The 14271-nt window shown below is 46.9% G+C and carries 14 protein-coding genes and 1 pseudogene; 8 read left to right on the top strand and 7 right to left on the bottom strand.

The genetic code is table 11. The features are described from left to right. Positions 1-339 precede the first annotated feature (339 nt). Positions 340-1499 (top strand): annotated as a pseudogene (locus MNV_RS16500) (tRNA (guanine(10)-N(2))-dimethyltransferase). Here MNV_RS16500 and MNV_RS16495 read toward each other — a convergent pair. Then, on the bottom strand, positions 1471-2496 hold the full coding sequence (locus tag MNV_RS16495; RefSeq protein WP_096207038.1) for an archaeosine biosynthesis radical SAM protein RaSEA: 1026 nt from the start codon (positions 2494-2496) through the stop codon (positions 1471-1473). The pseudogene MNV_RS16500 and the gene MNV_RS16495 overlap by 29 nt on opposite strands. A gap of 3 nt (positions 2497-2499) precedes the next feature. Next, positions 2500-3414: a glutamine-hydrolyzing GMP synthase gene (guaA, locus tag MNV_RS16490; protein ID WP_096207037.1), complete on the bottom strand. Its 915-nt coding sequence runs from the start codon at positions 3412-3414 to the stop codon at positions 2500-2502. A gap of 110 nt (positions 3415-3524) precedes the next feature. On the opposite strand from guaA, the gene MNV_RS16485 reads away from it, so the two are divergent. Further along, complete coding sequence (locus tag MNV_RS16485) at positions 3525-4481, top strand: S1C family serine protease (RefSeq protein WP_096207036.1); 957 nt, start codon at positions 3525-3527, stop codon at positions 4479-4481. Positions 4482-4494: 13 nt separating this feature from the next. Here the strand turns inward: MNV_RS16485 and MNV_RS16480 are convergent, their stop codons facing one another. From MNV_RS16480 to MNV_RS16465, 4 genes are all read right to left on the bottom strand, one after another. Beyond that, the gene (locus MNV_RS16480; protein ID WP_096207035.1) at positions 4495-5103 is read right to left on the bottom strand and encodes a methyltransferase family protein; all 609 of its coding nucleotides are present in this window, start codon (positions 5101-5103) and stop codon (positions 4495-4497) included. A gap of 38 nt (positions 5104-5141) precedes the next feature. Beyond that, entirely contained in the window at positions 5142-5333 is a 192-nt protein-coding gene (locus tag MNV_RS16475) for a hypothetical protein (protein WP_096207034.1), read from the bottom strand. Positions 5334-5612: 279 nt separating this feature from the next. Continuing rightward, a complete protein-coding gene (locus MNV_RS16470; RefSeq protein ID WP_096207033.1) occupies positions 5613-7091 on the bottom strand; it encodes a small ribosomal subunit Rsm22 family protein in 1479 nt (492 codons plus the stop codon). A 71-nt stretch (positions 7092-7162) separates the two neighbouring features. Further along, positions 7163-7459, bottom strand: a complete 297-nt coding sequence (locus MNV_RS16465) for a hypothetical protein (RefSeq protein ID WP_096207032.1) — start codon at positions 7457-7459, stop codon at positions 7163-7165. 112 nt (positions 7460-7571) lie between these two features. On the opposite strand from MNV_RS16465, the gene MNV_RS19120 reads away from it, so the two are divergent. The 6 genes from MNV_RS19120 (at position 7572) to MNV_RS16440 (ending at position 13668) form a co-directional block, all read left to right on the top strand. After that, positions 7572-7766: a TdeIII family type II restriction endonuclease gene (locus MNV_RS19120; RefSeq protein ID WP_143311863.1), complete on the top strand. Its 195-nt coding sequence runs from the start codon at positions 7572-7574 to the stop codon at positions 7764-7766. 149 nt (positions 7767-7915) lie between these two features. After that, positions 7916-10129, top strand: a complete 2214-nt coding sequence (locus tag MNV_RS16460; RefSeq protein WP_096207031.1) for a CDC48 family AAA ATPase — start codon at positions 7916-7918, stop codon at positions 10127-10129. 17 nt (positions 10130-10146) lie between these two features. Beyond that, complete coding sequence (locus MNV_RS16455) at positions 10147-10410, top strand: PRC-barrel domain-containing protein (protein ID WP_096207030.1); 264 nt, start codon at positions 10147-10149, stop codon at positions 10408-10410. A gap of 27 nt (positions 10411-10437) precedes the next feature. Then, positions 10438-11817 (top strand): D-aminoacyl-tRNA deacylase, encoded by a 1380-nt coding sequence (locus MNV_RS16450; protein WP_096207029.1) that lies wholly within the window; start codon positions 10438-10440, stop codon positions 11815-11817. Between the two features lie 12 nt (positions 11818-11829). Further along, positions 11830-12921, top strand: coding sequence for a cell division protein FtsZ (gene ftsZ / locus MNV_RS16445; protein ID WP_096207039.1), 1092 nt, complete (start codon positions 11830-11832; stop codon positions 12919-12921). A gap of 18 nt (positions 12922-12939) precedes the next feature. After that, positions 12940-13668 carry a 7-carboxy-7-deazaguanine synthase QueE gene (locus MNV_RS16440; RefSeq protein ID WP_096207028.1) on the top strand — a complete coding sequence of 243 codons (729 nt, stop codon included), beginning with the start codon at positions 12940-12942 and terminating at the stop codon, positions 13666-13668. On the opposite strand, the gene MNV_RS16435 is transcribed toward MNV_RS16440, so the two are convergent. Beyond that, a complete protein-coding gene (locus tag MNV_RS16435) occupies positions 13665-14165 on the bottom strand; it encodes a hypothetical protein (RefSeq protein ID WP_096207027.1) in 501 nt (166 codons plus the stop codon). The two genes, MNV_RS16440 and MNV_RS16435, sit on opposite strands and share 4 nt — an antisense overlap. Between the last annotated feature and the right edge of the window lie 106 nt (positions 14166-14271).

The raw sequence follows: 14271 nt of genomic DNA, 5'->3' as shown, positions 1-14271 counted from the left end.
GAATGTTATTTAATCATCAATCCTTAGCTTTAGTATTCAGATTCTTATCTGATCAATCGGGGAAATTAAAAAACAATACAGCGGTAGACATTTAAATTAACAACGAACTCAGTACGAACTGGTACGAACTCCGATGGCAAGAGTTAGTACCAGTTCGTACCAGTTCGTTGTTATTTTTGCATTGCTTCTGGAATGAGGATGGACTTAAAGTGCTGTTTATCCCCTATTGATTCCAGAAGAACCTCTTTTTGAGAGACTAGCGACCCTACCGGTTATTTATAAAGGAGTTCGTCCGGACAGATACCTTAAAAACAATCCGCGTTAATTCTGACCCTGAAAATGCTTACCCGAATAATCACAGAAGGCGCAACGAAAGTAGAAGTACCGGTACCCGATGTGACTTCAAGTTTTCCCCCGTCAGCCGCCGCCGTTTTCTATAATCCCGCCATGAGAATTAACAGGGATATCGCTGTAGCTGCGATCGCATGTTTTCGAAAAATAATCCTGAGTACACGTATCTTGATGCCCTCTCCGCCTCTGGAATCCGGGGGCTTCGCATAGCGAACGAGACAGGTCTTGGCACTACTATGAGTGACTGGGACGATACTTCTTTTGAATTGATAAAGAAAAACATAGCCCTCAACAACCTCTCAAACTGCACCGCAGTAAAAAGGAACGCCAATGTGGTGATGCTGGACAACAGTTTCGATATAATAGACCTTGACCCTTTCGGAACCCCGGCACCGTTCCTGGATGCTGCATCCTTTTCAACCAGAAAGTTGTTATGCATCACAGCCACGGATACCGCGCCCCTGTGCGGAGCACACAAGAAAGCCGGCATCAGGAACTACGCGGCTGTGCCCCTCAAAACGGATTATTATCCTGAAATGGGCGTAAGAGTTCTTCAGGGCGCCGTAGCAAGAACACTTGCAAAATATGATAAAGCCATGATGCCTCTCTTATCATACGCCTCGGCGCATTACGTCAGGCTTTTTGCGGCAGTAAAAAAAGATATTAAGGCTGCTGATGAGTGCCTGGGGAACATGGGCTTCGTTTCCCACTGCTTCAACTGCGGCTCAAGGGAATGGAAGTACGGGCTTGCCGTTCACCTGCCTGAGACATGCCCTGTATGCGGGCGCGCAACATCACTGGCAGGACCTCTGTGGCTTGGCAGGCTGCATGACAGGGAGTTTTGCGGGGAGCTTCTCGGTGAAGTTGAAAAGCGCGGGTTCAAGGAGGCTCTGAAACTCGTGGCAACATGCAGGGATGAGCTTGATATCCCAATGCACTATGATTATCACAAGCTTTGCAAATCGCTCGGGATTACTGCGATGCCGACCGATGAGCTTATCACGGCTTTGAGGGAAAAGGGTTTTCAGGCATCACGAACGCATTTTTCGGGAATTTCGTTTAAAACCGATGCCGGGGTGGAGGATATAAAGAGAGTTGTAATGGATTTGAGACTTCAGGTTACCTCACGATCGGCGCCCCGAACGTGAGTTCTTCAAGCTCAACAACCTTTTTCCACAGCTCCCTGCATTCGCAATCAAGTTTATCAAAAATCCCGGCATCCTGCGTCAGAGAGAACATCCGTATCGCTTCAGCCACAGCAGTATCGCATTTATCAGAATTATGCGGACCGCGCGCCGAACCCGCGCCCACGGGGTCTGACATTATTACTGTATTGGGAGCCAGTTCTTTGCCGCTTTTCAGGACTTCCACCGCGCTCCATAACCACGGTGGGCGGTAATCCCCGCGCTCGAACATCTCCTCCACAAGAGTTCCTTTCTGGACATTGCAGAGATTTATCGAGATTGTTCCGGCATAGGGCACAGCGTCGTTTATTGATTTTATCATGTCGCTTATGGCAACGCCTTCTGAGATGAAAACCGGTTTAAGGAGCAGGTACGCCTTGACTGTTACCCCTTCTTGCCCCGCAACCTCGCTTGCCCTCACGAAATCCGAAAACGAGAAGCCTTTATTGATGCAGTCCTTTCGTATCATATCGTTGCTCGTTTCAAGCCCGATAGCGACCTCAAACCTCTTACCCAATGCTGATATGGCTTCAGATAATTTTTCATGCGTTACATATTCGGGTCTTGTCTCAGCAATGACTTTTTTAACCCTGTTATCAGCACCAAGCCGCGAGAGCATCTCTTTTCTGGTCTCTGCGCCAATCTCGCCATCGTCCAGAAAGCTGCCCGATGTGAAAATCTTCACGATGAACTCCTCATCTTTACAGCGCGACATGGCAGACTCGAACTGCTTCATCAGCTCATCATGTGACGGAGGCTTCCTGGCGCTGTCATAGACATATCCGCACATGGTGCAGTTATTCCATCGGCATCCGGATGTCTGGAAAATCACGGTCAGCGTTGAAATGGGTTTCCCGTCAAGCAGATCTTTTCCTGTCCAGACTGCTGTTGGCTTGTCAGGCGGATTGAATTTGACTTTTTGCCTGCTGCGAATATCGCGAACAACTTTGGTAAGAGACATATTTTATTCAAACTCGATCGTCGCCGGCGGTTTCGGCGTAATATCGTAAAGCACCCGCGAGACATTCGGTATCTCACCCGTAATGCGCGATTCGATCTTCCGCAGCACTTCCCAGGGCAGTTCCACAGCTTCAGCCGTCATGCCGTCCCTTGATTGCACCGCGCGCACTCCGATGATCCATCCATGCACCCTGTTGTCACCCTTCACTCCTGTCCCTTTTTCAAGCAGTGCAGCGAACGTCTGCCATGGAGCGAATTGCTCTACCAGCTCTTCCTCTACGATGGCATTTGCAGCCCGTACAACTTCCAGCTTTTCCTCTGTTACCTCGCCTATTATCCTGACCGACAGACCCGGACCGGGGAACGGCATTCTCTCCGATATCTCTTTTGGCAGTCCGAGAGCCCTTGCCACTTCCCGCACTTCGTCCTTATACAGGTCTGCGATAGGCTCAACTATGCATTCAAAATCCACTACAGAAGGAAGACCGCCAACATTGTGGTGGCTCTTTATCCCGCCTTCCGATTCTATCCTGTCAGGGTATATCGTTCCCTGGATAAGGCAGTGCGCGCCCAGCTTGCGAGCTTCTTTTTCAAATTCTCTGATAAAAGCCTCACCTACAGCCTTTCTTTTTATCTCAGGGTCGGTTAAGCCTTTCAATGCTCTTAAGAAATTATCCTTTGCATCTATAATCTGCAGGTTCATATCAGTAAAAGTTTTCTTTATTCTTTCTGTCTCCCCTTTTCTCATGAGCCCCGTATCAATATAGATAGGCGTAAGCAGTTCGCCTATGGCTCTGTGCGCGAGCACGGCGCATACCGAGCTATCAACGCCACCGGAGAGAGCTATTATAGCCCTGCCTTTTACGTCCTTTTTAATTTTCTCGATGCTTTCGTGAATGAATTTCTCTGCCTTTACCATCAGCCTCTTACAATATTTCTCCTGCTTTAAATGGTTTTACATGGATTTTATGGATAGACAAATAGTTTCAAATATCATTAGAAGCAATCATAGTTATGGGGGCAGTTAATATGAGCGATTTTGATGAAACAGTAACATCAGCAGTAGAGAGAGTAATACCAAGTGTAGTGAACATAAGTGAAGTAAAGCTTATAAGAGATGCGTACCTGCGAGTCCATCCGGTTCCTGGCGTGGGCTCAGGCTTCGTGATCGATGGTGATGGCGGCATACTCACCAATGCCCATGTGATAATGGGCTCCCGGAAGATCACAGTGACACTGGAAGATGGCAGGTCATTCGAGGGCACGGTCAGGGGACTTGATACTATCATGGACCTGGCTGTGATACAGATAGACGCCAGTGACCTGCCTGTCCCTGAGATGGCAGAGGGGAATAACCTGAAGATCGGTCAGATGGCAATTGCGATAGGCAGCCCGTTAGGTCTTGTTGGCGGTCCGACCGTTACCGCAGGGGTCATAAGCGCACTGAACCGCTCCATACAGACTGAGGTAACTTTCATGGAGGGACTGATACAAACAGATGCAGCGATCAATCCGGGGAACAGCGGCGGTCCATTGATAAACAGCAAAGGCGTAGTGATGGGTATCAACAGCGCCATCATACCATTTGCCCAGGGCATCGGGTTCGCGATACCGATACAACCGGCTATGTGGATAGCAAAGCAATTAATCGAGCACGGCGAGGTCGTAAGACCGTGGATAGCCATCAATGCCGTGGATGTCAATCCCAAGCTGGTGGCATATTATAACCTGCCCGTTGATAAAGGCGTGGCGATAACCAACGTTGTGCCAGGCAGCGAAGCAGAGAGGTCGGGGGTCGAGGCAGGAGACATCCTGGTGGGCATAGATGATACCGACATCAACAACGTAAGAGACCTCATTAAAGTGATCAATAAACATGAAGCGGGCGATAGTATTGTCATGGAAGTTTACAAGGGACGCGAAAGAGTGAGGTTAAAGACTGTACTTGAGAAGGCGCCTTCAATGAGACCTCAGGTTCCGGTGTAATCCGGTGGATATTTCAGGGGTGTAATTTCAACCCCATAATCCACTTTATCGGTACGAACATTGACACCTGCTGCCGGTATCTCCTATACCCATCACCGAAAGTTGAGACCAGCCGCTTCTCTTCTATGAATGCCCCGATCACGAGGTAAATAGAAACAAGCGATGATGCCGTTAAATCAAGCTGGCTCATCTTCATTTCGGTGAATAACGCAGCTATGCCGCCGGTATACATGGGATGGCGGACGATGCCATAAGCGCCTCCTGTTATTAGTTTAGTTTCCGCCTCCTTGCGTGTCGGTTTTATCCCAATGAATTCAAGGATATCTGTCTGGAATACAGCGTACATAAATAATCCTATACCGAGAAGGCGTATGAGCAGGAATACAGGATATAACCAATCCGGGATTGTATAGACCAGGGGAGTAAAAGCCGAATATTTCAGCCATACAAGAAAAGCGGGCGCAAATGTTGGAAAACTAATGATCGTATATAGCAGCCTGTAGAACCGGAATTTTTCTCTAAGAAGCCGCTCGGCTTTGTTCTTAATATAAGCCGTAGCGAGAAGACTGTGAATAGCTGCAAAAATAAGGAAATAGAGGACGAAGGTTATTAAAATATTCATATCAAGGATATCAACAGACAGTTATCCGGTTGGCTCTGCTAAAACTCCTCCATCAAATCAAGAGAATGCTCGAATCTGGTGGGAATACATCTTGGTCTTCTCCTATCCCTCTCCCGTATCTTGTCCTGCAGTGCTTTATAAGCCATATGGTACTCAGCATCGCGTGATTGGTCGCGTTTTGCTTCTTCCCTCAGTTCATCCGTAATATCCTGCAACTGCCTTATGGACATGTACTTATAACGGTCAGGGTTAATAACAACACCTCAGTAGTACTTTTCTCTTTGTTTATATAAAGCTAACACATCGCAGGAACTAATTAAGAGAAGGATAAAGGAGCAAAAAAAAGTTATATTTAATGGATAGGATAGGAAACTTAAACTCCGCCCCTTTACCCCCACTATTTTCTATGTTATGTCAAACATATAAACTTTTCTGTCAATAGGCAAAAACGGTGTATGATTTTGACAACATTAGATACAGAATTATATGGAGTAAATAACACTGCGAAATTAGTTTGCATGCCTGGCAGCCGTATTTCGTGTAATCAGGAGATTGTACGAGGAAAAAGCTTTATTCTCCCTGATCAGCGTACCGAAAATCTCAACAATATCACCGTACCCTGCCTCAAGAAGCGATCTATTGGCATCGTTCATATGGTACGAAGGAAGTACCGCATAGCAGGGGAGAGATGTGGTAGCATCGCATACCTTAAATACGAAAGTTTTCTCGTCGCCAAGGTTGCCCGACATCACGGATGCTACGATGTTGACTCTTTTTCCGACGTGCTTCTTCAGGTTCGCAAGCCGCACGAACTTTCCTTTCGCCCTGTACGCATGTTTTACCTGGCTGTCTTTTCTAAGGATTACGGATGTGAACTTCATATCCGTGTTTATATACCTGTAAGACTCCTCTGTTCTTGCTATCTTTTTCATGAAGTCCGGCACCTGGATATTCCCCGGCTCTTCAAAGCTCCAGCAGTTCCCGCCGCTGCATCCGATTCCCCAGATGAGTGTGCATGGGCTGAAGATGTTGAACCCCTTTTTGACAAGGGCACGCTGGGTTACGCGGAGAGCAGTTGAATTAACAAGGTCTGCGGGCTCTATGATGACAATCGTAAGGTTTTTGCTTCCCGAAGCGATCCTCTCAACTGCGTCAGCGCGTTCAACCGGCGGGATGCTCATCTCAGCAAGTACATTTGAGAACACTATAAGGTCGGCATCCTCTTGAGGTTTTGCAGCCCCGGCAGGCGCATGAAAAGGTTCGGTTATGGTGATGCTGGCGTTATCAGTCTCGTTTGAAAGGTAAGAGGACGTAAGCTCGTTATAGCAATTGATGTTCTCCTGCGCCTGCTCAATTGTATCGATTTTGATGTTCAATTTCACATCAATGTTTTTCTTTGAATAGATGCCGAGCAATTTTTGCAGGAAATCAACGGTGCTCAGTGTTATTGTCCCGGGACCAGAACCGACATCGAGGATGCTCATTTTTGTCGTGAGCAATCCGCTCCTGAACAGGTCAAGAAGAAGATACTGGTACTGGCAGAAGTAAACAGGGAAATGGTACAGCAGATAGGATATTATTCTTATTTTCGGATATTGTGATTTACCTCCCCAGTATTCCTCTTTCTGCTTCACGATATTTTCACGTATCTCCCGCGCTGTCTCGCCCGTGTGCCAGTCCTTCCCGCATGAGTGCTCGATGTACGATTCAACCAATTTCTCGATGCGCGCGGGCAGGCGCGGTGTTTTAAACAGCCCTTCAAGTTCCCTGAGAACCGATTCGTCCGCAGGGAGCGGCTGTTTAACGAGTTTTATACACTTAAAGTGTGCATCGCAGACTAGGTCGAGGTCGTAAAAATGGGGTTTTAGAATCTTGTAGAGTTCTTTTTCTTCGTATTTCCTGCTGAGGTACAGGTTCATCTCGGAGAGCGTAAACTCGGCGCGGGAGGAGGCGAGGTATTTGGCGAGGGAGAGGATTTCGGGGGTCATTGGTAATAAGTTTACAGATACTGAAAGCTTTAGAGGAAAGGATTTTTTTCTGTGAGATATCAAATGTAAATTTAATTAGTGAAAGAAATTTTCATTTTTCCCAAATCAATATTTACCTTCTTTACGATTAATCGATATTTTATTTTGCTATCAAGGTTGTCATAATATTTTTCAATTAATCCAATTTCTTGCAAATCTTTAAGTGCTCCATGTATTGCGGATCTATATTTGATAGTTAGTGTGTTTTTTAATGCATCATATATTTCCTGATTGGATGCCTCTTTATTAGATAGATACTTTATGATGAATAATTTTGTTGGGTTTTTCAAGTTAAACGCAGTCATTTGGATTTTTTGACTATCATCCATATTCTAATAAATAAATGTTCACATAATTAAATATAAGTACAATAGATTTTAGACAAATTCATTTTTTAGACAACACACTTTAAAAGCATATGCACTTCATGAAAATATCCTGATGGTGCTACAGGTTTATCAAATTCAAGCGATTAAGGGATTATTAAGAGAAAAAATCAATGATAAATTAAGCAATTATACAAGAGAAACAAGCTCAATGCCGTTCCTTGCTAAAATTATGCAAGATTCGGAAAAGGTCGCTGCATATTCGTTTATTCATTCTATAGCAACTACTTTAGGTATGTCTATGTATTGAAAAAATTAGTATAAAATCAGCCAATTTTCTCCCCGTTACCTCAAAAATCAGGCAAACATCCCGAATTCCTGCGAAACAATTAAATAGCCATACTATATTTTAATAGATACCTTGAATAAACTATCGAAAATATCTGAGGGGAAATAATAATGGATGAAATAATGCTCTCGGTAGCCAAAGCCTACCCGAACGACTCCGGAAGAGGTATAGCGCGACTTGATCCGCACACGATGATGATCTTGCAGCTTACTCCCGGAGATATCATAGAGATCGAAGGGAAAAAGCGCACATCCGCAAAAGTCTGGCGCGCAGACCGCATAGACTGGGACCAGGATATCATACGCATCGACGGTTTTATCAGGCAGAACGCGGGAGCGGGCATCGGCGATAATGTAAGGGTAAAGAAAACAGAGGTCAAGATAGCGAACAAAGTCGTCCTGGCACCGCCTGAGGGCACATCTATCCAGTTCGGGGGCGAAGCGGAAGAGATGGTAAAACGCCAGATAATGAAACGTTCGGTAGTCAAGGGAGATATAATTCCTGTAATGAGCACAATGGCACATCCCTTCCTGGGTCGCGTGGTTACAGGCCAGACGATACCCCTCGTCGCTATCGAGGCGGAACCGGAGGGTATAATTCTGGTCACGGAAAGCACGGATATCAAGCTCAGGGAGAAACCCGTAGTGCTGGAGGTAACAGGTACGGGTATAACCTACGAGGATATCGGCGGCTTAAGCGACGAGATACAGCGCCTGCGCGAGATGATTGAGCTTCCGATGAAGCATCCGGAGATATTTGAGAAACTGGGCATCGAATCCCCGAAAGGCGTGCTGATGTATGGTCCTCCGGGTACCGGGAAAACGCTCATAGCAAGGGCTGTTGCAAATGAATCTGGCGCCAATTTCTTCTCTATCGCGGGTCCTGAGATAATGAGCAAATATTACGGGGAAAGCGAACAGAGATTGCGGGAGCTGTTCGAACAGGCGAACAAGGAAGCCCCCTCCATTATATTCATAGACGAGCTTGACTCCATTGCCCCGAAGAGGGAAGAAGTGACAGGTGAAGTCGAGCGAAGAGTAGTGGCTCAGCTTCTTACAATGATGGACGGTCTGGAAGAGCGGGGCCAGGTCGTTGTCATAGGAGCGACCAACCGCATAGATGCAATTGACCCTGCGCTTCGCCGCCCGGGCAGGTTTGATCGCGAGATCGAGATCGGGGTGCCCGATAGGAATGAGAGGATTGAGATACTCCAGATCCATACGCGGGGCATGCCGCTTGCCGAAGATGTCAAGCTTGAAGATATTGGAGACAGGACCCATGGATTCGTTGGGGCTGATATATCCGCTCTCGTAAGGGAAGCAGCAATGAAAGCCCTGCGCAGATACCTGCCGCAGATAAAACTCGATGAAGCCGTCCCGCGGGAGGTACTTAACAGCATGCAGGTCACAGCCGGCGATTTTGATGCAGCGCATAAGGATGTTGAGCCGTCTGCGATGAGGGAAGTTCTTGTTGAGGTACCCAGGGTGACCTGGGATGATGTAGGCGGGCTTGATGAAGCAAAACAGGAGATAGTAGAAGCAGTCGAATGGCCTCTTAAAAGCCCTGAAAGGTTTGAAAAAATGGGTATCCAGCCCCCGAAAGGCATTCTCCTTTACGGCCCGCCGGGTACAGGCAAGACACTTCTTGCGAAAGCCGTTGCGAACGAAAGTTCTGCAAATTTCATAAGTGTCCGGGGTCCGCAGCTTTTATCCAAATGGGTGGGAGAATCTGAAAAAGCCGTTCGGGAAGTTTTCAAAAAATCCCGCCAGGTGGCGCCATGCGTGCTGTTCCTTGACGAACTTGATGCGATAGCCCCGATACGAGGAATGGACACTGGCTCAAAAGCCTCGGAGCGCGTGGTCAACCAGCTATTGACCGAGCTAGACGGCATCGAGACACTAAAGAACGTCGTAGTGATAGCCGCAACGAACAGACCTGAGATAATCGACCCGGCGCTTATCCGTTCAGGCAGGTTTGACAGGCTTGTATTCGTAGGGCCTTCAGGAAGGGCGGGAAGAGTTGAGATATTCAAGATACATTTGAAAAATGTCCCGCTTGCAGATGACGTGAGCGTAGAGGAATTAGCCGACCTTACCGATAATTATGTGGGCGCAGATATCGAAGCTTTGTGCAGGGAAGCGGTGATGCTGGCATTGCGGGAAAATTTCGATACCGATAAAGTCGAGATGAGACATTTCCGCGATTCACTGAAGAAGGTAAGACCTGCCCTTGTGGAAGGTATGGTTGAATATTACGAAAAGTTGAAAGTGCAGTTCCAGGGCGGGGCAAAACCGGAACAGAAGTCTTATATAGGATATAGATAACAAAAGATGGGATTTCTATGGCGAAGATACTTGCAAAAAATTTGGCAAACAAGAGGGTAATGCTTACAGACGGATCAGAGCTGGGAACAGCCAACAATGTAATTATGGAAACCCATACAGGAGAATTGTTATACCTGCTGGTTAAACCATCTACAGTAGTCGATACTTCAAAATACAAGACGCAGGATGGTTATCTTCTTATCCCGTTTGAGGCAGTAAGAGCTGCAAAGGACTATGCCATAGTCGATAAGAAGCTCATAACCGGCAGCGATTTTGATTGATTTTAATATTGTCCGGAAGGCAGTGTTTTGAGCGGTGAAACAAAGATCACAATAGTTTGTTCAACCCAGGACAGGGCCAGCCAGAATATTAAAAATAACCTTCTGGCTCTTAAAAAATGGGAGCCTGCAGGTTCAGGCTCCGGTTATTCTGTTTTTGAATTCAAAGGTTACAGGATAGTGGAGATAAAAGAGCCTCTTATATTCCAGGAAGGGCTTGATAAAAAATTGATGGAATGCGGGCTTCCGGCGGGTCTCATTATCTTCGCATCCAAGCACAGGAGCAAAGACGGCAGGGCTATCCTGACAGTCCACTCAACAGGAAATGCGAGTGATGCAAAATTCGGGGGAAAGCAGAAGCAGCTGGCAGTTGCTGCGCCCCAGGCGGTGCGTTCGCTTCTCCGCTCCCTTAAAATGCTGAGCGAGAACGAAGAATACGAGGTAACCCTCGAATGCACTCATCACGGACCGAGCGATATAGAGGTACCTTCGGTTTTCATTGAGATCGGAAGCGATGAGAAGCAGTGGCTTGATGAGGCAGCCGGGAGGATAGTTGCGAATGCCATAATGATGTTGAAAGACACCGACTCGCCGGTCGCGGTGGGTTTCGGAGGCACGCACTATGCACCGAGGCAGACTTCGCTCATCTTTGAGACTGGTATCACGTTCGGGCACATATTCCCGACGCATGCGCTTGAGGTACTTGATGAGGAGCTGATACGGCAGGCTTTCAAGAAGTCAAACGCCGATTTTGCTTACCTGGACAGGAAGTCAATGAAAGCGGAACAGCGCGAAAAGCTGGGTGCATTGATAGAGAGCATCGGGTTTGAGATGCTCAAGGAGAGCGATATAAGGGATATGGACGGGGTACCCTGGGAGTTCTGCCTGCAGCTTCGGAACAAAATAAAAGAATTATGCCCGAACGGCCGCCCCAGGATAACGGATAAGATAAAATGCGAGATATTGTCTTGCCAGGACTGCATATGCCCGAAGGTGAAGGTGGCGCGGATCAGCCCGGCTCTTTTATCGGAAGCTGAAAAGCTTGATAAAAAGCGACTTACGAAATTCCTTTACGACCATAATATCGCATACGTTGAATATGAGGACGGCAGATTCGCCCATGTAATAATAGCTCTTGATAGTAATTGTGCAAGACTGGCTGCTGAAGAACTGGCTAACGAGTGTGTATCTATCCTTAAAAAACATTGTAAAGTCGATGTGAATAAAGGATTACTCCAAATCACAGAGAGAAAATTCAGCCCTGAAAGTGCAAAATCTCTTGGAATATCCGAAGGTCCGATGTTCGGTGAACTCGCCCAGGGTAAATCCGTGATGATAAATGGAAAAACTATAAATCCAGAAATGGTATATAAAACCAACAAAAGAATCATTAAATTAAATTACGATTGAGGGATGAAGAAAATGGAATCGATAATAAGCGAGGCAATTGCAAGGGCTGGAGAATCAAAAATGCCGGTAATAGGGGATACGGACGAGGAACTTCTGGCGATTCTTCAGGAACTGAAAACGAATATTTCTGTAATAGGATGTGGAGGGTCTGGCTCGAATACTATCCAGCGGATGTCTGAGGAAGGTATAATCGGAGCTGAGCTTTATGCGCTCAATACCGATGCCCAGCATCTCCTCAATCTCAAGGTCAGGAAGAAAGTCCTGATCGGCAGGAGCAGGACAAGAGGACTTGGTGCAGGAAGCATTCCCCAGATAGGAATGGACGCTGCGCAGGAATCAAAAGCACAGATAGAGAAAGCTGTCGGGAATGCGGATATGGTCTTTGTGACATGCGGTCTTGGCGGCGGGACGGGTACAGGGGCTGCTCCGGTAGTCGCTGAAGTGGCACGGGATTCAGGAGCCCTGACTATCGCCGTAGTAACGCTGCCGTTCTCGGTCGAAGGATCTATCCGTATGGAAAACGCAGAGGCAGGTCTTGAGCGGCTGCGCGATGTCGTTGATACCGTGATCGTTGTCCCGAACGATAAGCTGCTTGAGGTCGTACCCCATCTTCCTCTCCAGGCGGCGTTCAAGGTGTGCGACGAAGTGCTTATGAGGGCGGTCAAGGGGATCACCGAACTTATCACAAAGCCGGGTCTTGTTAATCTTGATTTCGCTGATGTACGGGTCATAATGCAGAAAAGCGGCGTAGCCATGATAGGTCTTGGCGAGGCTGAAGGCGAGAATAAAGCCATAGAATCCGTACAGAAGGCGCTCAGGAGCCCGCTGCTTGATGTTGATGTATCGGGTGCGACAGGTGCGCTTGTCAATGTCGTTGGCGGACCTGATATGACAATATCCGAAGCCGAAAGCGTGGTGAACGAACTCTACACGCGCGTTGACCCCAAGGCAAGGCTGATATGGGGCGCAACTGTCGAGCCCGATCTTGAGCATGTCATAAGGACGATGATAGTTGTCACAGGCGTTAAATCCCCGCAGATAATGGGAAAGAATACTACAGGGAATATAACCACGGCGAGGTACGGGATTGACCTGGTCAGATAGGATCAAACGTAGTATTTGATGCATGCATATATAAGCGAGATATTCAATTCGATTCAGGGCGAAGGACCTTACGCTGGCGTGCGCCAGGTATTCGTGAGATTTTCAAGGTGCCAGCTTCACTGTGAATATTGCGACACACCGCAAACAAGGGACGTTTCAGAAAAGTGCCGGGTCGAGAAAACACCGGGAAAAGGCGATTTCTATCACGTTGTTAACCCTCTCACCAGGGAAGATGCTACAGAGATGATCAGGAAATTATGGACGCCTTCAACAAAGCACATATCCCTGACAGGCGGGGAACCGTTGATCCATGCGGATTTTATTAAAACTCTTGATCCCGGTTATCCGCTGTACCTTGAGACGAACTCAGGATTTCCTGAGAAAGCCCGTGAATTAAAAGATGTAATTTCGATCTCTTCATGCGACATAAAATTGCCTGAACACCATGCTGCTGATAATTACAGTAAACTTCTGGAAAACGAGCTTGAGACAATCTCCATACTGAACGAGACCTCCGAGACATTCGTGAAACTCGTGATACTTCCTGAAACCACCATCAGGTCGATATCTCCTGCTGTGGACGGTATCGCGTCCATCGACGAGAACATCCCGCTCATCCTCCAGCCTGTGACTTCGAATGAAGCGGTGCCATCGAGGCTGCTGTTTGAACTGATGGATTTTGCCGGAAAAAAATTAAAGGATGTGCGTGCTATACCGCAGACGCACAAAATGATGGGTCTGCTCTAATGACCTGTCGCGGTCGCAAGATCTTTCACAGCCTGGAAGTCGGATGATGAGCCGACTATTACCATGGACTTCCCGGTTACCCATATTATACTGTAGCGTGTTTTTTGCTCTCCTTTCATTGTTATAAAATCCGTGGTTTTTGTCGCTGTATGTCCGTTAAAGGAAACCTCCTCGAAAGGGTTATATTCGGATTTGAACTGTTTCTTAAAATCCGATTTGTATTGTTCCATGAGTGCGTCGGGTTTTTCATTTTCGATTACCTGGATATAAATATCATCCTCGCCGATCCTGTAAACGCCCTCTGTGGCATTGACCGATTTGCCGCCGATCTCCACATCCGCATAATGCGTACCCATATATGTGAAACCCGCAGGCAGACCTGTTGTTGGGATCAAAGCTTGTCCTGAGGTTTCCGGGGATTTAGTTCCATCGATACATCCTGATATAAAAACTGCCGTAATTAGAAAAACTGACAGCAATATTAATTTATTTGACATATAGTACCTCACTTTGTCTCTTAATAATCTATATACTTAAAAAATGTAGCGGTCGCTTCGAATCAGATTGAAGTTAAAGCAAGCGTTATATATTCTTACGATTATT

The sequence above is a fragment of the Candidatus Methanoperedens nitratireducens genome (genome assembly GCF_900196725.1).
GTDB classification, from domain to species: domain Archaea; phylum Halobacteriota; class Methanosarcinia; order Methanosarcinales; family Methanoperedenaceae; genus Methanoperedens; species Methanoperedens nitroreducens_A.
This window is presented reverse-complemented; position numbering and strand designations above follow the sequence as displayed.